Source organism: Serratia proteamaculans (genome assembly GCF_004684015.1).
GTDB lineage: Bacteria > Pseudomonadota > Gammaproteobacteria > Enterobacterales > Enterobacteriaceae > Serratia > Serratia proteamaculans_F.
In genome coordinates this window covers 119623-141737 of record NZ_SRIA01000018.1, presented here as the reverse complement: position 1 = coordinate 141737, position 22115 = coordinate 119623, and the positions used below count along the sequence as shown (strand labels likewise).

At 52.8% G+C, this 22115-nt stretch carries 28 protein-coding genes; 20 read left to right on the top strand and 8 right to left on the bottom strand.

Annotated features, from left to right (window positions below; translation table 11 throughout):
• Positions 1-481 precede the first annotated feature (481 nt).
• The 6 genes from E5C26_RS14515 to E5C26_RS14490 all read left to right on the top strand — a co-directional run bounded on the left by E5C26_RS14515 (position 482) and on the right by E5C26_RS14490 (position 8406).
• The gene (locus E5C26_RS14515) at positions 482-1696 is read left to right on the top strand and encodes an aspartate aminotransferase family protein (RefSeq protein ID WP_135316934.1); all 1215 of its coding nucleotides are present in this window, start codon (positions 482-484) and stop codon (positions 1694-1696) included.
• 52 nt (positions 1697-1748) lie between these two features.
• Positions 1749-2783 (top strand): arginine N-succinyltransferase, encoded by a 1035-nt coding sequence (gene astA / locus E5C26_RS14510; protein WP_135316933.1) that lies wholly within the window; start codon positions 1749-1751, stop codon positions 2781-2783.
• Positions 2783-4255 (top strand): succinylglutamate-semialdehyde dehydrogenase, encoded by a 1473-nt coding sequence (astD, locus tag E5C26_RS14505; protein ID WP_135316932.1) that lies wholly within the window; start codon positions 2783-2785, stop codon positions 4253-4255. The genes astA and astD overlap by 1 nt, the downstream gene beginning before the upstream one ends.
• An 83-nt stretch (positions 4256-4338) precedes the next feature.
• Positions 4339-5679 carry an N-succinylarginine dihydrolase gene (astB, locus tag E5C26_RS14500; protein ID WP_135316931.1) on the top strand — a complete coding sequence of 447 codons (1341 nt, stop codon included), beginning with the start codon at positions 4339-4341 and terminating at the stop codon, positions 5677-5679.
• A gap of 11 nt (positions 5680-5690) precedes the next feature.
• Positions 5691-6674: a succinylglutamate desuccinylase gene (astE, locus tag E5C26_RS14495; protein WP_135316930.1), complete on the top strand. Its 984-nt coding sequence runs from the start codon at positions 5691-5693 to the stop codon at positions 6672-6674.
• Positions 6675-7323: 649 nt separating this feature from the next.
• Positions 7324-8406 (top strand): porin, encoded by a 1083-nt coding sequence (locus E5C26_RS14490; RefSeq protein ID WP_135316929.1) that lies wholly within the window; start codon positions 7324-7326, stop codon positions 8404-8406.
• Positions 8407-8494: 88 nt separating this feature from the next.
• Here the strand turns inward: E5C26_RS14490 and E5C26_RS14485 are convergent, their stop codons facing one another.
• A complete protein-coding gene (locus E5C26_RS14485) occupies positions 8495-8719 on the bottom strand; it encodes a hypothetical protein (protein WP_135316928.1) in 225 nt (74 codons plus the stop codon).
• Between the two features lie 130 nt (positions 8720-8849).
• Positions 8850-9041, bottom strand: coding sequence for a YebW family protein (locus E5C26_RS14480; RefSeq protein ID WP_012145560.1), 192 nt, complete (start codon positions 9039-9041; stop codon positions 8850-8852).
• A 226-nt stretch (positions 9042-9267) separates the two neighbouring features.
• Between E5C26_RS14480 and lysM the strand changes: the two genes are divergently transcribed.
• The 4 genes from lysM (at position 9268) to E5C26_RS14465 (ending at position 12149) form a co-directional block, all read left to right on the top strand.
• Positions 9268-9714 (top strand): peptidoglycan-binding protein LysM, encoded by a 447-nt coding sequence (gene lysM / locus E5C26_RS14475; RefSeq protein ID WP_135316927.1) that lies wholly within the window; start codon positions 9268-9270, stop codon positions 9712-9714.
• A 450-nt stretch (positions 9715-10164) separates the two neighbouring features.
• Entirely contained in the window at positions 10165-10329 is a 165-nt protein-coding gene (locus E5C26_RS24640; RefSeq protein ID WP_167796656.1) for a hypothetical protein, read from the top strand.
• Between the two features lie 97 nt (positions 10330-10426).
• Positions 10427-11368, top strand: a complete 942-nt coding sequence (locus E5C26_RS14470) for a pirin family protein (protein ID WP_135316926.1) — start codon at positions 10427-10429, stop codon at positions 11366-11368.
• Between the two features lie 427 nt (positions 11369-11795).
• Positions 11796-12149 (top strand): DUF1304 domain-containing protein, encoded by a 354-nt coding sequence (locus E5C26_RS14465; protein ID WP_135316925.1) that lies wholly within the window; start codon positions 11796-11798, stop codon positions 12147-12149.
• A gap of 29 nt (positions 12150-12178) precedes the next feature.
• On the opposite strand, the gene E5C26_RS14460 is transcribed toward E5C26_RS14465, so the two are convergent.
• Both E5C26_RS14460 and E5C26_RS14455 read right to left on the bottom strand, forming a co-directional pair.
• Positions 12179-12565, bottom strand: a complete 387-nt coding sequence (locus E5C26_RS14460) for a helix-turn-helix domain-containing protein (protein ID WP_012145556.1) — start codon at positions 12563-12565, stop codon at positions 12179-12181.
• A gap of 457 nt (positions 12566-13022) precedes the next feature.
• Complete coding sequence (locus E5C26_RS14455) at positions 13023-13235, bottom strand: YccJ family protein (RefSeq protein WP_012145555.1); 213 nt, start codon at positions 13233-13235, stop codon at positions 13023-13025.
• Positions 13236-13430: 195 nt separating this feature from the next.
• Between E5C26_RS14455 and E5C26_RS14450 the strand changes: the two genes are divergently transcribed.
• On the top strand, positions 13431-13670 hold the full coding sequence (locus tag E5C26_RS14450; protein WP_012145554.1) for a DUF2766 family protein: 240 nt from the start codon (positions 13431-13433) through the stop codon (positions 13668-13670).
• A gap of 39 nt (positions 13671-13709) precedes the next feature.
• Here E5C26_RS14450 and E5C26_RS14445 read toward each other — a convergent pair whose 3' ends face one another.
• Positions 13710-13943 (bottom strand): YobH family protein, encoded by a 234-nt coding sequence (locus tag E5C26_RS14445; RefSeq protein WP_012145553.1) that lies wholly within the window; start codon positions 13941-13943, stop codon positions 13710-13712.
• A gap of 162 nt (positions 13944-14105) precedes the next feature.
• On the opposite strand from E5C26_RS14445, the gene E5C26_RS14440 reads away from it, so the two are divergent.
• The 5 genes from E5C26_RS14440 (at position 14106) to E5C26_RS14420 (ending at position 16944) form a co-directional block, all read left to right on the top strand.
• The gene (locus E5C26_RS14440; protein ID WP_135316924.1) at positions 14106-14264 is read left to right on the top strand and encodes a PhoP/PhoQ regulator MgrB; all 159 of its coding nucleotides are present in this window, start codon (positions 14106-14108) and stop codon (positions 14262-14264) included.
• 99 nt (positions 14265-14363) lie between these two features.
• Positions 14364-14636, top strand: a complete 273-nt coding sequence (locus tag E5C26_RS14435) for a YebO family protein (protein ID WP_135316923.1) — start codon at positions 14364-14366, stop codon at positions 14634-14636.
• Positions 14637-14781: 145 nt separating this feature from the next.
• Entirely contained in the window at positions 14782-15096 is a 315-nt protein-coding gene (locus E5C26_RS14430) for a phage protein NinX family protein (protein ID WP_135316922.1), read from the top strand.
• A 67-nt stretch (positions 15097-15163) separates the two neighbouring features.
• Positions 15164-15400: a DUF4060 family protein gene (locus E5C26_RS14425; protein WP_012145549.1), complete on the top strand. Its 237-nt coding sequence runs from the start codon at positions 15164-15166 to the stop codon at positions 15398-15400.
• Between the two features lie 176 nt (positions 15401-15576).
• Positions 15577-16944 (top strand): amino acid permease, encoded by a 1368-nt coding sequence (locus tag E5C26_RS14420; RefSeq protein ID WP_135317135.1) that lies wholly within the window; start codon positions 15577-15579, stop codon positions 16942-16944.
• A 40-nt stretch (positions 16945-16984) separates the two neighbouring features.
• Here E5C26_RS14420 and E5C26_RS14415 read toward each other — a convergent pair whose 3' ends face one another.
• A complete protein-coding gene (locus E5C26_RS14415; RefSeq protein ID WP_135316921.1) occupies positions 16985-17275 on the bottom strand; it encodes a hypothetical protein in 291 nt (96 codons plus the stop codon).
• A 220-nt stretch (positions 17276-17495) separates the two neighbouring features.
• On the opposite strand from E5C26_RS14415, the gene E5C26_RS14410 reads away from it, so the two are divergent.
• The 3 genes from E5C26_RS14410 (at position 17496) to cspE (ending at position 19739) form a co-directional block, all read left to right on the top strand.
• Entirely contained in the window at positions 17496-18494 is a 999-nt protein-coding gene (locus E5C26_RS14410) for an MBL fold metallo-hydrolase (RefSeq protein ID WP_135316920.1), read from the top strand.
• An 877-nt stretch (positions 18495-19371) separates the two neighbouring features.
• Positions 19372-19488 carry a DUF2627 domain-containing protein gene (locus E5C26_RS14405; RefSeq protein ID WP_071593021.1) on the top strand — a complete coding sequence of 39 codons (117 nt, stop codon included), beginning with the start codon at positions 19372-19374 and terminating at the stop codon, positions 19486-19488.
• Between the two features lie 41 nt (positions 19489-19529).
• Positions 19530-19739, top strand: a complete 210-nt coding sequence (gene cspE, locus E5C26_RS14400) for a transcription antiterminator/RNA stability regulator CspE (RefSeq protein ID WP_002221949.1) — start codon at positions 19530-19532, stop codon at positions 19737-19739.
• 52 nt (positions 19740-19791) lie between these two features.
• Here the strand turns inward: cspE and pgeF are convergent, their stop codons facing one another.
• Complete coding sequence (gene pgeF / locus E5C26_RS14395; RefSeq protein WP_135316919.1) at positions 19792-20508, bottom strand: peptidoglycan editing factor PgeF; 717 nt, start codon at positions 20506-20508, stop codon at positions 19792-19794.
• Positions 20509-20652: 144 nt separating this feature from the next.
• On the opposite strand from pgeF, the gene rlmA reads away from it, so the two are divergent.
• A complete protein-coding gene (gene rlmA, locus E5C26_RS14390) occupies positions 20653-21474 on the top strand; it encodes a 23S rRNA (guanine(745)-N(1))-methyltransferase (protein WP_135316918.1) in 822 nt (273 codons plus the stop codon).
• Positions 21475-21534: 60 nt separating this feature from the next.
• Here the strand turns inward: rlmA and mntP are convergent, their stop codons facing one another.
• Complete coding sequence (mntP, locus tag E5C26_RS14385; protein WP_085117194.1) at positions 21535-22104, bottom strand: manganese efflux pump MntP; 570 nt, start codon at positions 22102-22104, stop codon at positions 21535-21537.
• Between the last annotated feature and the right edge of the window lie 11 nt (positions 22105-22115).

The following is a 22115-nucleotide window of genomic DNA, read 5'->3' as shown; positions in this document are numbered from 1 at the left end:
GGGCGCAGATCGGGTCAAATTATTTTTGCGAGCGCGATCAGAAATATTGAAGTTTTTTGTAATTGAATAGGATTTCGCGGTCAACGATGATTTTTAGCCTTATTTTTTCAATTATTCATTACCAATGCATATTTATTGAATAAGTATGCATTGTAAGCCGTTGTTTTAGCGAAAAAAAACGCAAAATTCGCCAAAAATCCCAGTTTGGCACGATAGCTGCTCTACACTCTTTATCAAACGGCATGTATTTTAACTGCTCGTTAACATTTATTCCCCGTTCCAGGACCCGATACCCGGCATAAATAGCGAAAAACGCGTTTGATGTAACAGATTTGTTTCTGAATAGACGGTGAAAGGCAGAGTTATCACCGGTCGAAAAGTCGAACTCACGGCGCAGTTTTTGTTGTTTTGTTGCGGGACATGCGGGCTGGAGCGGCCCTTACAGTCAAAATTCAGTCTTTGCTGAAGTTATGAGGTCATTATGGAACAGCCAATCGCAGTTACCCGCCAGTCTTTCGATGACTGGATGGTCCCGGTTTACGCCCCCGCTGATTTTATTCTGGTACGGGGAGAAGGTTCGCAGGTCTGGGATCAACAGGGTAAGTCTTACATCGATTTTGCCGGCGGCATCGCGGTCAACGCGTTGGGCCATGCTCATCCGGTGGTGACGGCGGCGCTGGTGGAGCAGGCGGGCAAGCTGTGGCATCTGGGCAATGGCTACACCAACGAACCGGTACTGCGTTTGGCCAAACAGCTGATTGACGCCACCTTTGCCGACAAAGTGTTTTTCTGTAACTCCGGGGCGGAAGCCAACGAAGCGGCGTTGAAGCTGGCGCGTAAGCGTGCGCTGGACCAGGGCAACAGCAGCAAGAACCAGATTGTGGCATTTAACAACGCCTTCCACGGTCGCACGCTGTTTACCGTGTCTGCCGGTGGCCAGCCAAAATATTCGAAAGATTTTGCCCCATTGCCGGGCGGCATCACCCACACGCCGTTTAACGATCTGGCGGCGGCCGCTGAAGTGATAGGCGACCACACCTGCGCGGTGATCGTTGAGCCGATTCAGGGCGAAGGCGGCGTGTTGCCGGCCGATCCAGCCTTCCTGCAGGGGCTGCGCGAGCTGTGCGACCGTCACGACGCGGTGCTGATTTTTGACGAAGTGCAAACCGGCATGGGCCGTACCGGCGAGCTGTACGCCTATACGCAATACGGTGTGGTGCCTGACGTGCTGACTACCGCGAAAGCGTTGGGGTGCGGCTTCCCTATCGGCGCGATGCTGACCACGGACGAACTGGCTAAAACCCTGAGCGTCGGTACCCACGGCACCACCTACGGCGGCAACCCGCTGGCGACGGCGGTGGCGGGGGCGGTGTTCTCTATCATCAACACGCCGGAAGTGCTGGAAGGGGTTAAGCAACGGCATCAGTGGTTCCTCGATGGCCTGAACAAGATTAACCAACAATACCCGATTTTCTCTGAAATCCGCGGTGGCGGCCTGTTGATTGGCTGCCAGTTGACTCAGGATTACGCCGGTAAAGCGAAACAGATCACCCAACTGGCCAACGAAGAAGGCGTGATTGCCTTGATCGCCGGCCCGGATGTGGTGCGTTTCACTCCTTCGCTGATCATTCCTGAGCAGGATGTGAAAGAGGGGCTGGCGCGATTCGCGCGAGCCGTGGCGCGAATTTGCAGCTAATACCGGGGCTGCGCCTTCACCGGCGCAGCCTGTTTAAGAAGAGGTTCGCATTATGATGATTATTCGCCCTATAGAGCGTCGCGATTTGGCTGATTTACTGACGCTCGCCGGTAAGTCCGGCATCGGTCTCACTTCCCTGCCGCAAGACGAAGATACCTTGCTGGCACGCATTGAGCGGGCGTTAAAAACCTGGCAAGGCGAACTTCCGCGTGGTGAGCAGTGTTATCTGTTTGTGCTGGAAGACACGGATCGCCAACAGGCGGTCGGGGTTTGCGCCATTGAAGTGGCCGTTGGCCTGACCGAACCCTGGTACAGCTTCCGGGTTGGCACTCAGGTGCATGCCTCCAAGCAGTTGAATGTGTATAAATCGGTGCCGACGCTGTTCCTCAGCAACGATCACACCGGCCATTCCGAACTGTGCACGCTGTTCCTCGATCCGGACTACCGTCACGGCGAAAACGGCAAGCTGCTGTCGAAGGTGCGTTTCCTGTTTATCGCCGCCTTCCGTGAGCGTTTCTCTGAGCGCCTGATTGCCGAAATGCGTGGCTTCTCCGATGAAAACGGCCGTTCCCCATTCTGGGAGAGCGTTGGCAATCATTTCTTTTCCATCGAGTTCGCCAAGGCGGACTACCTGAGTGGCACCGGTCAGAAGGCGTTTATCGCCGAGCTGATGCCGAAACACCCGCTGTATGTCGATTTCCTGGCCGAAGACGCGCAAAAAGTGATTGGTGAAGTGCACCCGCAGACGGTACCGGCGCGCCGGGTACTGGAGTCGGAAGGCCTGCGTTACCAAGGCTATGTCGATATTTTCGACGGTGGCCCGACGCTGGAAGCGGAAATCGACCATATCCGCGCGGTCAAGCAAAGCCGCCTGGTTAAAGTGGTGCTGGATGAAACGCCGATGCGCGCCGATGCGCCGGTTCATCTGGTGGCCAACGATCATTATCAAAATTACCGCGCACTGCTGGTCAATGCCGAGCTGTATGACGATCGTCTGCACCTCAATGCGGCCACCGCTGCGGCGCTGGGCGTTGAGCAAGGCAGCCCGGTGCGGGTTATCCCCCTTATTGCACAGGAGAAAGCGTAATGTCACATCCTGCACTGTTTATTAATGGCGCCTGGCAGCAGGGCCGTGGTGCTGAGTTCAGCAAAACCGACCCGGTCGACAATCAGCCGCTGTGGCAGGCTAACGCCGCCGACGGCAGCGATGTGGCCGCCGCTTGCGAAGCGGCTCGTGCTGCATTTCCTGCCTGGGCGCGCACTCCGTTTGAACAACGCGAACAACTGGTGAAACGTTTTGCTGCGCTGTTGGAAGAGCACAAGTCGCATTTGGCGGCCACCATCAGCCGTGAAACCAGCAAACCGCGCTGGGAAACGCTGACCGAAGTTCAGGCGATGATCGGCAAAGTGGCGATTTCCCTGCACGCTTACCAGGCACGTACCGGCGTTAGCCAAACCGCGATGGCGGATGGCGCTTCGGTGCTGCGCCACCGGCCACACGGCGTGCTGGCGGTGTTTGGGCCTTATAACTTCCCCGGCCATTTACCTAATGGCCACATCGTACCGGCCCTGCTGGCGGGTAACACGGTGGTATTCAAGCCGAGCGAACTGACGCCGCAAACCGCCGAGGAAACGCTGAAGCTGTGGCAACTGGCCGGTTTACCTGCCGGGGTGATCAATATGGTGCAGGGCGGACGTGAAACCGGCGAAGCGCTGGCCGCCAGCACCGATATCGACGGCCTGCTGTTTACCGGCAGCGCCGGCACCGGTTATCACCTGCATCGTCAGTTGGCGGGGCAGCCTGAAAAGATCCTGGCATTGGAAATGGGCGGCAACAACGCGCTGATTGTTGACCAGATTGAAGACTGCGATGCGGCGGTCAACCTGGCGATCCAGTCGGCGTTTATTTCCGCCGGTCAGCGCTGCACCTGTTCACGCCGCATTCTGGTGAAACGCGGCAGTGAGGGCGATGCCTTTATCGAGCGTTTGGTGCAGGTGGCGAGTGCGTTGCGCATCGGACGTTGGGATGCGGAGCCTCAGCCGTTTATGGGCGGGGTGATCTCTTCAGCGGCGGCAGAAAAAATGCTGGCGGCACAGCATCACCTGCTGTCACTGGGCGGCAAAGCCTTGCTGACCATGCAGCGCCTGGAAAGCGGCAGCGCGTTGCTCAGCCCCGGCATTATTGACGTGACCGGCGTGCGTGACGTGCCGGACGAAGAGTACTTTGGCCCACTGACGACCCTCATTCGCTATAACGACTTTGATGAAGCGGTGCGTATCGCCAACCAGACGCGTTATGGCCTGTCGGTCGGTCTGGTATCGCCGCAGCGTGAGCGCTTTGATCACCTGCTGCTGGAAGCGCGCGCCGGTATCGTCAACTGGAACAAGCCGTTGACCGGTGCGTCCAGTGCGGCACCGTTCGGCGGCGTGGGGGCTTCGGGCAACCATCGCCCAAGCGCCTATTACGCGGCGGATTATTGCGCCTGGCCAATGGCGTCGCTGGAAAGCGAAAGTTTGACGTTACCGACCAGTTTGTCGCCGGGGCTGTCATTTAATTAAGTTTTACCCGCCGCTTTTCAAGCCGCAGCGTTGTTACTGTAGGGGCGCAGCATGCAGCGCCCCTACAATATCAGGAGAACAGCATGTCAGGATATGAAGTCAATTTCGATGGTCTGGTGGGCCTGACGCATCACTATGCCGGATTGTCGTTTGGTAATGAGGCTTCGACCCAACACCAAAATAGCGTGTCGAACCCGAAGCTGGCGGCCAAGCAGGGCTTGCTGAAGATGAAGGCGTTGGCCGATCTCGGTTTCCAGCAGGGGGTATTGCCGCCGCAGGAACGCCCGCATGTGCCGATGTTACGTAAACTGGGCTTCAGCGGTAGCGATGAAAGCGTGTTGGCGCAAGCCATGCAGCAGTCGCCACGTCTGCTGTCCGCGCTCAGTTCCGCTTCCTGCATGTGGACCGCCAATGCGGCCACGGTGTCACCTTCGGCGGACAGTCATGATGGCAAGGTGCATTTCACCGCCGCTAATCTGAACAATAAATTCCATCGCGCGATTGAGGCTGAAACCACCTCTGGCGTACTGCGAGCCATGTTTAACGACCCGCGCCATTTCGCCCACCATGAGGCTTTGCCGCAGGTGGCGCTGTTTGGCGACGAAGGTGCGGCTAACCACAACCGCCTGGGCGGCGACTACGCTAAACGCAGCGTGCAGATGTTTGTTTACGGCCGTCAGGAGTTTGGCGGCGAAATTGCCCCAACGCGTTATCCGGCGCGCCAGACGCGTGAAGCCGGGGAGGCGATTGCCCGTCTGCACCAGTTGGACGAGCAGCACACGGTGTTTGTGCAGCAGAATCCGGAGGTGATCGATCAGGGCGTGTTCCATAACGACGTGATTGCCGTCAGCAACCAGAACGTGCTGTTCCATCATCAGCAGGCTTTTTATCGGCAGCAACAGGCACTGGATGAAGTGCGCCGCAAGATGGCGACGCTGGACAGTGAACTGGTGGCGATTGAGGTGCCGACGACGCGGGTTTCCGTGGCGGATGCGGTGGCAACCTATCTGTTTAACAGTCAGATCCTGACCAAGCCCAACGGCAAGATGATGATCGTGGTGCCGGAAGAGTCGCGTCAGCACAGCGGCGTCTGGAGCTATCTGAGCGAGATGGTGGCCAGCGGCGGACCTATTGATGAAATCAAGGTGTTCGATCTGCGTGAAAGTATGCGTAACGGCGGCGGACCAGCCTGTTTGCGGCTGCGTGTGGCGCTCAATGAGCAGGAGCTGCGGGCGGTTAATCCGCGCGTAATGATGAACGACAGTCTGTTCGCCACGCTCAATGAGTGGGTTGATCGTTATTACCGCGATCGCCTGACGCAGAATGATTTGGCCGACCCGCAACTGCTGCGCGAAGGGCGCGATGCGCTGGATGCCCTGACGACCATCCTCGGGCTGGGCTCGGTTTATCCTTTCCAACAATAGGTGGAGCCACCATGTTTGATTTGTTGGCCCTGACACTGGCGGGACAGGTTCCCGCTGAGCAACAGGGTGAGAATGCGAATTTGCGCTGGCGCTGGCTGGGGGAGGGCTTGCTGGAGATAAGCCCTAAGCAGGATTATCAGCAGGCGGTGGTGGTTTCTGCCGGCATCCACGGCAATGAAACTGCCCCCATTGAGCTGTTGAATCAGTTGGTCAAAGACCTGCTCAACGGCGATCGCCCCTTGGCGGTTCGACTGCTGGTGGTGCTGGGTAACCCGGCGGCGATGCGCGCCGGAAAGCGTTATCTGCACAGTGACATGAACCGGATGTTTGGCGGCCGCCATCGTGATTTTGACCACAGTGGTGAAACCGCCCGGGCACAGCAACTGGAGCAGACGGTCACGGAGTTTTTCGCCGATGAGGGCGCTGCTCGCTTCCATTATGATCTGCATACGGCAATCCGCGACTCGCACCTGCCGCGGTTTGGCATTCTGCCCTTCCAGATGCGGCCTTACAGTGCAGACATGCTGGCCATGCTGGATGCGGCCGGTCTGGATGCCTTGGTGATCCACAGTGCGCCGGGCGGCACCTTCAGTCATTTTTCCAGCGAGCATGCCGGTGCTGCCAGCTGCACGCTGGAGCTGGGCAAGGCGCGGCCGTTTGGCAACAACGATCTACAGCAGTTTGCCGCGATTAACCGTGCTTTGCAGACGGCGGTGAGTGATGAGCCTTTACCGCAACGAACGGGGGATGCTTTGCGGCTATTCCGCGTTGAGCGTTCGCTGATCAAGCGTAGTGAAGACTTCAGGCTGCATCTCAGTGATGATACTGCCAACTTTACCGAGTTGAAGCAGGGAACGCTGCTGTGTGAGCAACCGGGAGAAGAGTACCGGGTTCAGCATGCCAGCGAATGGATATTGTTCCCTAATCCTGGGGTTGCGCTTGGGTTGCGTGCCGGCATGGTGCTGGTGGAGGCACCACGTAGCACGCTGTATTGAACAGACGTTTTATAAATCGGTTTTATTCTTGTGGTATTTAAGGCTGTAGCGATGTTGGCTGCAGCCTTAAATAAATCCGGTATATCATGCTGCTCATTTCTCTTATTCCTTCTGATTTATATCCTGTGATTTATTTTTTCTTTTTTATCTTTACCTCTCTCCCATTTTGATTTTTGGTCGTTTGAATCGAATTAATTATTCGAATCGGTAAAAGCTTGCCTTAAAACCCGAGAGACAACCCTAAATCGACTCAATGACTTTACTCAGATAAAAATGTGAAATAAGTAACGTTATTCATAACCATGCTAAGTTTCATGGTATTTATGAATCGCGTGGAAAGCATACAAAAAGAAACTAAATTGCACCATAATGGTGCAATGCACCAATTTGGTTATAAGTTATGTGGCAAAATTCAATGATAATCAATGGTTTGATTGATGTGGTGATTGTAATATTTTTTTACAAATAAACATGCTTTATCCACGGTGTTTTATGAACTTTTTTATTTGAAGTTGGGATTCATGATGCTAATGTCACATGGCTCCTTTATTAGGGGCGCTCATAAAACGCTAAATGATAAAGATCACAGCCCAAATCATAAATTGGGCGTGATGGGCAGGAATTAAAATTATAATATCTAGGAAAATAAATGATGAAACGCAGTGTATTAGCCTTAGCTATTGCCCTCGGGGCAATCACCTCCTTTGCCAATGCGGCTGAAATCTATAATAAAGATGGCAATAAACTCGACCTGTATGGTCGCGTATCGGCCAAACATGTTTTCAGCGATGATAAATCCGAAGATGGCGACAAGACTTATGTCCGTTTCGGTTTTAAAGGCGAAACGCAAATCAATGACCAACTGACCGGTTACGGCCAGTGGGAATACAACGTTCAGGCCAACCACGACGAAGCGCAGGGTACTGCGGGCACCAAAACCCGTCTTGGCTTTGCCGGGCTGAAATTCGCCAACTACGGTTCATTCGATTATGGCCGTAACTACGGCGTGGTGTACGACCCAGAATCCTATACCGACATGCTGCCTGAATTCGGCGGTGACTCCTATAGCTACACCGACAACTACATGACCGCACGTTCCAACGGCCTGGCAACTTACCGTAACCGTGATTTCTTCGGCCTGGTTGAAGGTCTGAGTGTTGCGTTGCAGTACCAGGGTAAAAACGACGGTGATGGCCGTGGCGTGACCAAACAAAACGGTGACGGTTACGGTATGTCCCTGGATTACCAGGACATCGGTGGTTCTGGCATTGGCGTGGCGGCGGCATTCTCCGACTCCAACCGTACCAGTAAGCAGAAAGAACTGGCTTACGGCAAAGGCGACAGTGCAACAGCCTGGACTACGGCCGTTAAATATGATGCCAACCAGGTATACCTGGCTGCCATGTATGCCGAAACGCGTAATATGACGCCTATTGAGGTCAACAGTGTGGCGGGCTTCGCCAACAAAACGCAGAACTTCGAAGTCGTGGCCCAGTACCAGTTTGAAAACGGTCTGCGCCCATCTCTGGCCTACGTGCAGTCCAAAGGCAAGGATATCGAAGGGATTGGCGATGTCGATCTGGTGAAATACGTGGAAGTGGGTGCGACTTACTACTTCAACAAAAACATGTACACCTATGTTGACTACAAAATCAACCAGTTGAACGACGATAACAAGCTGAAACTGAGCACCGACGATATCGTGGCAGTGAACCTGACTTATCGCTTCTAAGTTTCAACGCTATTACCTTCTTTCCTGTGTCGGGATCTAAAAGGTAACCAGGCAGAGCGCAAGCTCTGCCTTTTCTATTATTGGGCGGTTATCCTTTCGGGGCTTGCCCCATCACTTCAATTGCCGAGCGCAATGTGACAAAGCGCTGCTGATTGGTCTCATGCTCAATCTCGTTGACCAAATGGGCCAAAATATTATTGCCGGAAATTTTTTTATTGAGATTGATCAGTTGGATCACCGCGCCGCCCACTACCAGGCTGACGTCGCGTAACAGGGCTTCATAATGTTCGTTTGAGGAGGTAGATCCAGGCATCACGCCGTCTCCATATCGTTCGGGTGAAGCAATTTAGCAAACTGGCGGCATAAAGCATTGTCGGCGTGGCACTTTTCCGGCGAATTCAGAAATTCCTCAGATGAAAATAGCGGAAAAGACGGCCAAAGTTTTACATCGGCGCATATTCGTTGGCAGGGAGCCAGAAACCGTCGATAAAATCTTCAAACGGAAAACAACCGGCATGGCGCAGGTTCTGTTCTTTCATGCTGATCAGGCACTGGCGTTCATCGCGCAGTACGTCAACCACGATATCGGCGCAGCCACCATCCAGATAACAGACAAACATCACCAAGGCGTACATCGCGTCTCACGTCCTTCACCCATCCTTCCGTAACCCTATTGTAGGTAAAGTCGGCGATTGTTTCATCTTGGGGAATGTGCAACTGGACAGATTGGCAGCTAAAGAGGGCACTTTCGGATTACTCTAACCGCTTAATACCTCAGGGCCAATTGAATATCCCTCTTGCAGTGCTAAGCTTAACAAGCCTTAAGTCAATGCAACATTGTAACCATCGAAAGGAGTGAATATGGGTTTGTTTAACTTCGTCAAAGAAGCGGGCGAAAAACTGTGGGACACAGTGACCGGCAATGCCACTGCCGAAGACCAAAGCGCCAAGCTGAAGGATCACCTCAATAAAACCGGTTTGCCGGGTATCGATAAGGTTGATGTGCAGGTGGTTGACGGTAAAGCCGTGGTGACCGGCGACGCAGTCAGTCAGGAACTGAAAGAGAAGATCCTGGTGGCGGTGGGTAATGTGGCCGGCATCAGCGGTGTGGAAGACAAGGTATCGGTTGAACAGGCTGCGGCAGAAAGCCGCTTCTATACCGTGAAAAAGGGCGACACCCTGAGCGCGGTTTCCAAAGAAGTCTATGGCAACGCCAATCTGTACAACAAGATTTTCGAAGCGAACAAGCCAATGCTGTCTAGCCCGGACAAAATCTATCCAGGGCAGGTACTGCGTATTCCGCAGTAACGCCATAGATTGATTCCCAGCCCGATCTTTGGTCGGGCTTTTTTATTTGATTTGGTATAAGTTGGGCTAATTATTTTCTTGTTGTAATAAGATTTTGGAATGCGATAGGGTCTTCGCTATCTCAGTCTGGGGCAATGTTGACCCTGGCGAAGAAAGTTGATAGCGTCTTGCCACTCTTGAGGTCTGAGCGGTATTGGACGCGGAATCTGACAAACCCGCAATGGCGGACTGTTTATCAAGTATCCCTCACAAAAACGTTAACGCGTGATGAGTTAAGATAGATTCTGTGAAACAACAACGTAATACCTCACAAGATAAAAACTACCGTGAAACTTTGGGAGATGCGCAATTTGCGGTCATTGTGCTGGCGATAGCGTCATGCTCCCTGATCATCTTTACGCTGTCAGTGACACTGTGGCTGACATGACGTCTTTTAATGCAGGGGATAAAATGGAGCATAATCTCCACGACGAGACCAAGCTGTTGGCTGTTATCGGCTTACTGGTTTCCGTGTTGCTGGTGGTATCAATACTCTTTGGTGTGACTTACTTCTCCGATCTGAAGCATGCGCGCGATGAAGTCGATGTAAAAGGCTGCTATATCAAGTCGTCTTAGCGCCAGGGCCGCACAGGTTGCGTTCTGGATGCCGGCTCATGCTAAGCTGGCATCCAGCTGTTCACTTACCTGTGTGACGTTCTGGAGGCGTTTTATCATGAGCAATTCCCGTCCAACTCATTCTTCATCTTCCCGTGATTGTCCCGTGGTTGACGGTGTCCGTCAGATCCAACGTATTGCCGTACGCAACGCCGAAGTCGGTGGCATAGGGATTAATCGTGCCTTGCCTACCCGTGAACGGCGCACGGTGGGAGCCTGGTGCTTTCTCGACCATGCTGGTCCCTCGGTCTTCAGCGGCGCTTCACCCGGTATGGACGTTGGGCCGCATCCGCATATCGGTCTGCAGACCTTTACCTGGATGATTGAAGGGGAAGTATTGCACCGTGACAGCCTGGGCAGTGAACAGGTGATACGTCCCGGACAGGTTAACTTGATGACCGCAGGGCGCGGTATCGCGCATACCGAACAATCGACAGGGGAACAACGCCGCTTGCATGCTGCGCAATTATGGATCGCGTTACCCGCTGAACATGCCGATATGGCACCGCGCTTTGATCATTATCCGGACTTGCCGAGCTGGCAACGTGAAGGCGTCAAACATACTTTACTGGTCGGGGAGTTTGAACAATATCACTCCCCGGTGATTACTTTTTCACCATTAATCGCCATTGACCTGGAATGGCAGGCCGACGGCTATTTGCAGTTACCCCTGCGAGAGGATTTTGAAATAGGTTTTTTGCCCCTTGTTGGTGCATTTGAGCTTAATGATGAAAAATTTTCACCCGATGAGTTTGCCTATTTAGGTAAGAATCTTAACCGTATCGGGTTACATGCCAACAAAGGAAGTCGGGGATTATTAATCGGCGGAGTCCCATTAAGCGAAGAGATTCTCATTTGGTGGAATTTTGTCGGGCACAACAAGGTTGAGATTGCCCGTGCGCAGCATGACTGGGAGCAGGGGAATAGGCGTTTTCCCGATGTTGTTGGCTATTGTGGCCCGCGTATGGCCGCGCCCCGCCTGCCCTGGAGCGATGTTTGATATCATCAGGCTATAACAAACTAATGGTTTTATTCATTTCGCTCTATTAACGTTAAATTAATGTGATCGAAATTCCATGTTTTGGCGTAAATATAGTTTATCTGGTAAATAGTGATCTGGCGCAAATAAAAGGTCGGAGCAGTGGATTAAGATAAATCTCAAGAAGTGATGTTGTCCACCGCTAGTCAGAAGCCTGTGAGGTCATTATGAGCCAAGTACTCTATCGTGCAAGATTATCCCATGTTGTTATTGCAACGGCGGCGTTTTGGATCTCGATCGCAGCGATGCTGGTTGTTGTACTAAACTAACTCTGAATGATTATGCAATAAACCCGCCCTGGCGGGTTTTTTTATGTCTATATATTCGCAATGTTCAGAGTGTGGTTATACTTGTTAAACCTGATACCTGATTAACCCTGTAAAATAAAATGATAATTATTTCTAATATTATAGTGCTGCTCATTGCCGCGATTCATCTGTATATCCTGATCCTGGAAATGTTCCTTTGGCAGAAGCCCACGGGCAGACGCGTGTTCGCCACTACCGCCGAGTTTGCTGCGGCAACGCGGGTGTTGGCGGCCAATCAGGGGCTGTATAACGGCTTTCTGGCGGCAGGACTGGCATGGGGCGTCTGGCGAGACGAGCCTGCAGTGCAGCTATTTTTCCTCGGCTGCGTGCTGGTGGCGGGCGTATTTGGCGGGCTGACGGCCAGCCGTAAAATTCTCAGGGTACAGGCATTGCCCGCGTTGATTGGTCTGGTGGTGGTGCTGTGGGTGCATTAACCCGCCGTTAACGATGGCGGGAAAGTCGGTCAGGCAGTTTTTTGATGAATGACGTGCAGCGGTGGGGCGATATGCAGATCCACGCTTAAATCCTGACGAAAATCATAAGGCGTGATATCGAAGCGCTTTCTGAACATATAAGTGAAGTGTGACTGTGAGCCAAAACCAAAATCGAGCGCGATGTCGAAAATAGAGGCATCACTGCTACGCAACTGGTAAACCGCGCCGGCCAGCCTGCGTTCGCGGATGTACTTGCCCAGCGAAATCCCGGTCGCTTCTTTGAACAACTTCTGCATGTGCCACAGAGAGTAGCCGGAGTACTCGGCCAACTCTTCGAGATGGATCACTCTTCCAAGGTGAGTTTCGACCCATTTACTGAGGGCGCAGACTAATGAGAGGTGGTGTTCTTGTATCATCAGTGCGTCTGTGTGAGATCTACATAGCGTTGAAGTATACACAACTTGCTGCCCCGGACAAAAAAGCCGCCGACATCAGGGTGAAATTATTCGGAAAAACCATCGTCAGGTGGCTTGTCATTCGAAACGAAAAACGGCTAATCTGGGATTGCCCGCTGCCGCTGATACCGAAGTGGGTCAGGTCGCAACAAATAACAGCCTAAGCAGAGTCAGCCGTGACAATTCAGCGTTGATGGGGTGATCGCATGTTAATGACAGTGATTATTACTCTGGTTGTAATTGTAGGTGTAGCCGCTTTTATGGTGACACCGGTGATGAGAATGAATAATGCGGAAGGTGTGGGAGGTGAAGAGCCGTGAAATCAGGGCAGAACATGACCCCAAAAGGGGTTTGACAGACTACCGAAAAAGCCTGGGCAATCAGTGACCCGGGCTTTTTATTGGTGAGCGTTTGCCGATCAGACGTTTTTCCGCTCCACGGTTTCTTCGCCCCAGTACAGCTGGTCGGCGCTGGTTTTGGCAAAGGCCATTTGCAACGCTTCGTCGCTACCTTCTTCCCAGATTTTTTGAGCCAAAACCTCGTCATTTTTCGCCAATTCAAAAATAGCCTCGGCGATCTCAACCGAGGTCTCACGCACGGTAGCCCAGGATTTCACATTGTGGTTTGCCATAACTTTCTCCTGTTGGGGGGAGGGAGACGCCGAAATGCGCGTCGCTCAAGCCTCAAGTATAGGTCAATTCAGCCGGGTGTTTTGACGGCCAATGCGCAATAACGCTGAAAATTCAGCGGCAAACCGCCAAGGGGCAGCAAAGCGCCAGTTGGCATGCTATTGTGTGCGGCGTCTGAATCAAGAAGGAAAGGTATTATGTCCGACATGCTGAACAACGATCAGGAATTGGCTTCCGACCTGGTTGCCTGCCAATTGGTGATCAAACAGATCCTGGATGTTATCGATGTCATCGCGCCTACCGAGGTGCGGGACAAGATGGCCAGCCAGTTGAAAAGCATCGATTTTACCACTCACCCAGCCGGTGCCGATCCCGTGACCCGGCGGGCGATTGAAAAAGCGATCGCGCTGATTGAAATGAAGTTTACCCGCAATTGATGGGGAACCGCCGCTGAGCGACGGTTTGAGCGGTGGTGATTAATCCACCACCGTTTCGACTTTCTTGAATAGCGGGCAGTCGGCAACGCCAATCAGGCCGTTGTCACCATGCAGATACTGGGCTATCACCAGGTTGCGTGCCGTCATGTACTTACACTGCAATCCCAATCCCCCGACGTTTTTATTGCTGCCGACCAATACGCCATATCCCGAGAACAAAAACGCGCCATAAACCACCGCCAGCAGAACCGCCCACTTAATCAGCTTACCCATTGTGACTCCTTGTTATTTATCGTCGTTGCGATATAGCCATGCGGAAGAACCGGCTGCAATGGTAACAATCTGAAAAGTGGTTCTGACGCTGGTTTCTAAACGACAGGTTAAAGTTCGTTTAAGTTGGCTGTGATACATTCGGAACAAATTATCAAGATAACAATGAGGCTGCTAAATTTGTTACGGAAAAAAGTCCTCGTGATAATAGCTTTCCTTGCTGCCTGCCTGTTCTTTTACTTGTTGGCGTTAGATAGCTATTGCGATGAGGGGGGCACATTTGCGTTGGGAGTTTGCTCCGTTACCCGTTTCGTTCCCTGGTGAGTTGCGTAGCGGTGCGTAACAATTTTCTATCAGGATGTTCGTGCCGGTGCCCGGAGTGCTAAGATGTCCGCCTGTTTTTAGCAGTAGATAGGGTTGTCCATGTACGATTTAGGTTTTGGTCCAAATAGTCTGGGGTCACTGGTTATCGCCTTGTTGGCAGTCCTGGTGGGATTATGGATCTGGTTCCTGGTGAATCGCGCCAGTGTGCGAGCCAATGAGCAGATCCGCCTGCTGCAGGAAATTGCCGAGCAACAGCGTCAACAAACCGCATTATTGAAAAGCCTGGCGCAAAGCGCGCGCGGCGATGGCGTGGCGGACGATGACGATCTCAGTCCAGCGCTGGATTTCAAAGGTTTTATCCCCGAGCGTTAATCAAACTTCCTGCCGGGTGGTGTTGCCACCCGCGTTGCTCCGAAAAACATTAGTATAGATAATATGAAAAGCCATCGTACTGTCATAAATCTGTCGTATTGACGTCGTAATGTAGCGCCAACTCTACGAAAGATGGATAAAGCCGATGATTAAATGGTACGAAGAAAGCGACGCCGAAGTGAATCGCAGCATTGCGTTGATTACCGGAGAAAACCCGGATAAATGGTATCCCTACGGCGGCGTTAAAGGTAAAGATTATTGCAAGAATCCCTCCGATGCCTGGCCGATTATCTGCGCCAATAAAATCAGTCTGAATGCCGATGCCCAAAGCGATAATCCGCAATGGCAGGCGCGCATGATCACCCAGCGTGGCGAGTGGCAGGCGGACAGCAATAGCCCACTGCGCGCAGCGATGATCTGCTTCCTGCTGAGCCAGCAAACTAACGAAGTGGTATGTTGAAACACCAGAATTACTGATGACTTTCCCTTTTTATGACAACAGAACTTGTCTCTGGCGGAGCCTGTTTATGAAGCGCATTATTAAAGGTGATAAAAACTTGTCTCATCTGGTGGTTGCCCATGCGGCAATCGATCGTCACGCCGAAAGCTTTGGTCAGCGCCGACAGGGCTGGCCATCAACCTATCTGATAAAATATCAAAACGATCGTGTAGCGGTAGAGGTGGTGACACGCCGCCAATCCTACGTCGCCACGCTGATGATTGGTGCGCGCAATCTGACCAAGTTGTGCGGCCTGTCCGGCTAAAAACCTCCTCATTTTATGATTCTTCCCAGTATAAAATAGCGCCCTGGCCATCCTTGCCGGGGCGCTACTCCTTGATGCTCACGGGGTTAAGTGTTAAAAAGCCGCCCGCAGATACATTTATTGATTGGCGAAATCTTGTGCAAAAGCGACAGGATCCCACGCCATATGAGGATAAGATGGGCGGTCAGCAGCAGGATACCCCGCTAAAACGCGGTTTAAAAAACAGACATATACAACTTATCGCCCTGGGCGGCGCCATTGGTACCGGCCTGTTTCTCGGCATTGCACAGACCATTAAAATGGCGGGCCCTTCGGTACTGCTGGGCTATGCCATCGGCGGTTTTATCGCTTTTCTGATCATGCGTCAGTTGGGGGAAATGGTGGTTGAAGAGCCGGTCGCCGGGTCGTTCAGCCACTTTGCCTATAAATACTGGGGTGATTTCGCTGGCTTTCTTTCCGGCTGGAACTATTGGGCGATGTTCATTTTGGTCGGCATGGCCGAACTGACCGCGGTTGGGATCTATATTCAATATTGGTGGCCGGACATCCCGACCTGGGTTTCCGCCGCAGTATTCTTTGTCCTGATCAATCTGATCAACCTGGTGAATGTACGGCTGTACGGGGAAACCGAGTTCTGGTTTGCCATTATCAAGGTGGTAGCGATTGTTGGCATGATTGTTTTCGGTGCCTGGCTATTGGCCAGCGGCAACGGGGGACCGCAAGCCAGTATCAACAACCTGTGGGAGCAGGGCGGCTTTATGCCACACGGCATCGAAGGGTTGGTGATGGCAATGGCGGTAATCATGTTCTCATTCGGTGGGCTGGAAATGGTGGGCATTACCGCCGCCGAAGCGGCCGATCCGCGCCGCAGTATTCCCAAGGCCACCAATCAGGTGGTGTATCGCATCCTGATTTTTTATATCGGCTCGCTGACGGTACTGCTTTCACTTTATCCCTGGCACAAAGTGGTGGAAGGCGGCAGCCCGTTCGTGATGATTTTCCATGCGCTGAACAGCAACCTGGTGGCGACCCTGCTGAACGTGGTGGTGCTGACAGCGGCGCTGTCGGTGTACAACAGCGGGGTCTATGCCAATAGCCGTATGTTGTTTGGCCTGGCGACACAGGGGAATGCTCCCAAGGCGTTGACCCGGGTAAATAAACGCGGGGTGCCGGTGTTGTCAATCGCACTGTCGGCGCTGGTGACCTCCGTCGGCGTGCTGATCAACTATGTCATGCCAGGCAAGGCGTTTGAGTTGCTGATGGCGTTGGTGGTGTCCACCCTGGTGATTAACTGGGTGATGATTTGTCTGGCACACCTGCGATTCCGTGCGGCGAAAAACCGCCAGGGCGTGATCCCGGTCTTCAAGGCCTTGTGGTACCCCTTCGGCAACTACCTGTGCCTGGTGTTCCTGAGCCTGATTCTGGTGATCATGTATTTCAGCGAGGGGATCCGTATCTCGGTATTACTGATGCCGGTGTGGATCTTGCTGTTGTGGATTGGTTTTATGCTGACGCGCCGCAAGGGCGCTAAAGTAAGACGGTAATTTTTAACGGAGGCGCTATCTGGCGCCTCCGTTCCATCCATTAGCTGCGTGGCATAAAGGCATTGCCTGGGGTGGCGCGGCCCAATCCCAACAGCTTCCTGCACAGCAGGAACAGGGTGGTGATGACATCGATAGCCACCACGCTTAACATCAGCACGCCCAGCATGAAGAAACTCACCAGCGCACCAAACAATAGCACCAGCGGTGCCGGTACGCGTACCCGGCGCAGTTTCATCGCGGCATACATTTTCCAATACTGCATCTGTGCCAGCATCGCGCTGCGGATACGGCCCAGTCGAACACCTGACTTGCGTGATGTAGAACGGCTCATAACTTCTCCTTTTCTGAATGTCCTATAAGTAAATCACAAGGATCTTAAGAGATGCTTAACAGGCTCTAGTCGGCCCTGGCATTCTCACAGGGACTGTGACAACACAAAACCCGAAAAGGTCACTCCAAGGTGAGCACGGTTCACAAAGCACGCTGATCGAGTATCTTGTTATGGTATCCATCTGCCCGTGTTGGGTGTCCGCAGTGGTCGGGAGAGCAATTTGAAGATAACCAATCGTTACTATGATGCCGGCAAAACTCACCATACCCCGCAGGGGTTCCGCAACCCGGAGCCTTCACAGCGCCAGGATGGGGATTTGAAACGCTGGCAGGATGAGCGTAAACAGCAAGGATTGCCCAAACCACCACAGATGGGCTATCAGCAGTTTACCCAGCGCTGGTGGCAACGTGCCGACCTTGGCGGCAGTGATAACAGCATTTGGTGGCTGGGGCACGCCTCAATGCTGCTGCGTCTCGATGGTCGATACATCCTGATCGATCCGGTATTGTCTGAACGTGCATCGCCACTGAGTTTCTATGGCCCGAAGCGTAAGACACCGCCGCCGTTGACGGTGCAACAGTTGCCGACGGTGGACGTGGTTTTAATTTCACACAATCACTATGACCATCTCGATCGGCGCACCGTGCGGCAGTTGGCACGGCGTTTTCCGCACGCGACCTTCATTGTGCCCCTGGGGCTGAAAAATTGGTTCCGGCGTTACCGGCTGCAGCGGGTCGAAGAGCTGGACTGGTGGGATAACCTGCAGTTGGGTGATTTGACTTTCCATTGCACGCCGGCGCGTCACTGGAGCATGCGCACCCTGTGGGACCGTAATCGTTCCCTCTGGTGCGGCTGGGTGATCCATCACCCGGCGCTGCGTTTCTATTTTTCCGGAGACAGCGGTTATTCGGATCGCCTGGCTGATATTGGAGCCCGTTTAGGGCCGTTTGACGTGGCGGCATTACCGATTGGCGCCTATGCACCACGTTGGTTCATGCAGGAACAGCATATGGATCCGCAGCAATCGGTGACGCTGTATCAACAATTAAATGCACCGCGGGTCATCCCGATCCATTGGGGGGTTTTTGAATTGGCCGATGAGTCATTGGATGAACCGCCGCAGCAATTAAATCTGGCTCTGAGTGCGGCGGGAATTGAGCAGCATCAGTTCCGGCCCATCAAAATTGGCGAGCGCATTGCGCTTGAAGCTAACTCTTAAGCGTTATTTCTGGCTCTGTGTGGCGGGGACGGTTATCGTCACCGCCTGCAGGCCAGTCCCAATGCGGGTTGTAGCCATTCGCTGGTGCAGGGCCCAGTTTATCCGGCACCTGACCTAACCTGTTGGCATGAATAGGGACAAAGCGCAGGAAAAGATAAAATAAATATGTTCACAGGGCATTGTTATTGACCGAGTAAATACCTATGCGGATTTCAAGATTTAATTCAGCTATGGATTCCCACTGTTCTCAGGATTATTGCCGTTATTTATCCCCCTTAATCAGTAATGTATTTCTCTACCACTGCACGGCAATAGTGCGTAAATTCTGATTTTGCATGCTTATGCACCCAAAAGTGGCACGCTATTTGATTTTTGTCGCGAGTTCCCTGTTGCATAAATTGTGCTCACCCTCGCTGAGGGCAATAATGATCTTCAGTATTATTTCGTTTTCACATGCGGGTGAGCTCGCAGACGTGAGGCGGTGCCAGCGTTGGGCCGTCCGGATGGCGACCCAATGGTCGGATCATCCGATATCAAATGTACCCGTTCATCGATATTCAAAAGTTTTATAAGAAATTCCATAAAGATTCAAAATTTTTAACGTTCTAAGCGCCTGTCCGGCGTTATATGTTGCAACATACATTGGTCAATCGGATGAAAGAATTGTTAAAATTCAGTCAGGGTGCGGAGTGTAGCGGGGCGACACTGTTAAGCAGAAAATAGCTAAGGCTTCAACATCTTTTAGTCTATTTAAGCTTATGTTGCTCTCGACCGTTTCAAATATGTGCGACAGCTCCACCAGTGATTAAAAATGGCTTGCCATCGAATACAGAGTATGTGATAACGCATCTGGGTAAAACGAGGTACAGTTCTGTATATGTGTGGCATTTTCAGTAAAGAAGTTCTGAGTAAAAACGTTAGCGTTGAATACCGCTTCTCTGCCGATCCTTATCTTAGTGCCTCAAGCAGTAACGACTCTAGTTTGTCTATGTAACGCCTCCGGGCGGTTTAAACAATCCAAAGGAAATACTCAAGATGGCAAAGATCAAAGGTCAAGTTAAGTGGTTCAACGAATCTAAAGGTTTCGGTTTCATCACTCCAGCTGACGGCAGCAAAGACGTGTTCGTACACTTCTCTGCAATCCAGGGTAACGGCTTCAAAACCCTGGCTGAAGGCCAGAACGTTGAGTTCGAAATCCAAGATGGCCAGAAAGGCCCATCTGCAGTAAACGTTACTGCAATCTAATCAGCGTCAGCTGTACAAAAAACCCGCCTTAGTGCGGGTTTTTTCGTTTCTGTTATCCGCGGGTAATAATAATCCCTGCGTACTGATTTCGCCCGGTAATGCCCGGATGGGCAGGATCTTGCTCGCGTCGGTGGCTGTTGCGACGGTAGCTGGTGTATTTAAATCGCTGTGGTTGGTGCGGATCGGTATTGGGGGTACAGATGGTACAGCTCCCTGCATGGTCAACGGCGGCAAAACCCAGTTCACGCAGTTTGGATTCGGCAATGGCGGCCAGGTCCAGATGGCGATAGCGGGGGCTGATTAAGGCTGCGGGCAGGGGTAGCTGTTGCTTGAACCTTGCGACCAGTTCCTCGTTGACCTCGTAACAGCAGGGGCCGGCGGCAGGGCCGATGGAAGCCACCCAGTTGGCCGTTGAGTCATCACGGCTGATACGCGCTGCCAATTGCTCCAGTATGCCATCCAGCAGGCCACGCCAACCGGCATGGACGGCAGCAATCGCAGAGCCGTCGTTGCGGCTGAAAATCACCGGCAGGCAGTCTGCCGTTAACACACTCAGCAGAATGCCGGGCTCAGTGGTATAGAAGCCATCGGCTTCTCCGCATTGTTGCGTCGCCTGTGTCACGTCAACAATGCGAGTGCCATGCACCTGTTTTTTTTCCGGCAGGGTAGAACGATAGGCCAACAGATGGCCTGGCAGCAGCGCACTTTTGTTGCCGAAACCGTGCTGAATGGCCGGGATGGCGTTGAGCAGTGGGGAAAAATCGGTCATATCACGTCTTTACCTGCATCAGAAAAGTTAACGTCAGTGTAGCCAGTTTTTTTCCTCGCTGGCTAGGGGCTTGCGGCATCTGCCTTGCATCGTACAGAAGGCTTCTTTAGACTAGCCGCGCCGTATCTCTCTGGAATCCAAGCCATGTCTTATCAGTGCCCTCTGTGTCATCAGCCGCTTCACCTTTCTCATCTGCAATGGCGTTGCGACGCTAACCATCAGTTTGACTGCGCCAAAGAAGGCTATGTCAACCTGATGCCGGTACAGCACAAGCGCTCAAAGCAGCCCGGAGACAGCGCGGAAATGATGCAGGCGCGGCGTGCGTTCCTGGATGCGGGTTTCTATCAACCCTTGCAGCAGCGGGTGGCCGAACTGTTGGATCAGGCGTTGGCGAGTGATGCGCAGGCGTTACTGGACATCGGCTGTGGTGAGGGTTATTACACGGCGGAAGTGGCTGCCCGGCTGACACAGCAGCGTAATATCACCGTTTATGGTCTGGACGTCGCCAAGGTGGCGATCCGCTATGCGGCCAAGCGTTATCCGGCAGTCTCATTCTGCGTGGCGTCGAGCCATCGTCTGCCGTTTGCCGATGCTTCTCTGGACGCCATACTGCGTATTTACGCCCCTTGCAAAGCCGAAGAACTGGCTCGGGTAGTGAAACCCGGTGGTGTGGTGGTAACGGTATCGCCTGGCCCGCGTCATCTGTATCAATTGAAAGAGCAGGTGTATCAGCAGGTGCAACTGCATGTCGAACAGGATGAGCAGTTTGCCGGTTTTGACTGCGAACGAGTTGAGTCATTGGCGTACCCGATGACGCTGCCGGGTGAGCAGGCGGCCAACCTGCTGCAGATGACGCCTTTCGCCTGGCGTGCCTCTCCTGAGGTGCAGCAGCATTTGAGTGGTTGTGAAGCCTTTGCCTGCGAAACCGATTTTGTTATAGCGCTGTACCGTCGCCAGCCTGATTGATTGACCGTCCAGAAACGAAAAAACCTGCCATTGGCAGGTTTTTCTTTGGGTTCAGCGTTATCAGGCCAGATAGCCCAAATGCTCCAGCAGAATATTGAAGCCGATACCGATCAGTACCACGCCGCCGAGGATCTCCGCGCGCTTGCCGAGCAATGGCCCGATAAAGCGGCCTATCATCATGCCCAGGGTGGCCATAATCATGGTAGCGCAGCCAATGGCCATGGCGGTATGGACAATATTCACTTGCAGGAAGGCCAGGCCGACACCAATAGCCATGGCGTCGAGACTGGTAGCGATGGCGGTGGCGACCAATAACCAGAAACCGTGACGCTTCACTTTTTCCACTTCGTCAGGCCGGTTCCTGACGCCTTCGACGATCATGCGCATACCGAGGATAAACAGCAGCGAGAAGGCAACCCAGTGATCCCATTCCATAATGTATTGGCTGGCGAACAAGCCGATGCCCCAACCGATAATCGGCGTAATGGCTTCTACCACACCGAAAATAAGTCCGGTGCGTAGCGCTTCACGAAAACGGGGCTGATGCAGGCTGGCACCTTTGCCAATCGATGCGGCGAACGCATCCATAGACATGCCAAAAGCGAGAATGAGTGTAGCTGACAAGTTCATGTGAAATAACC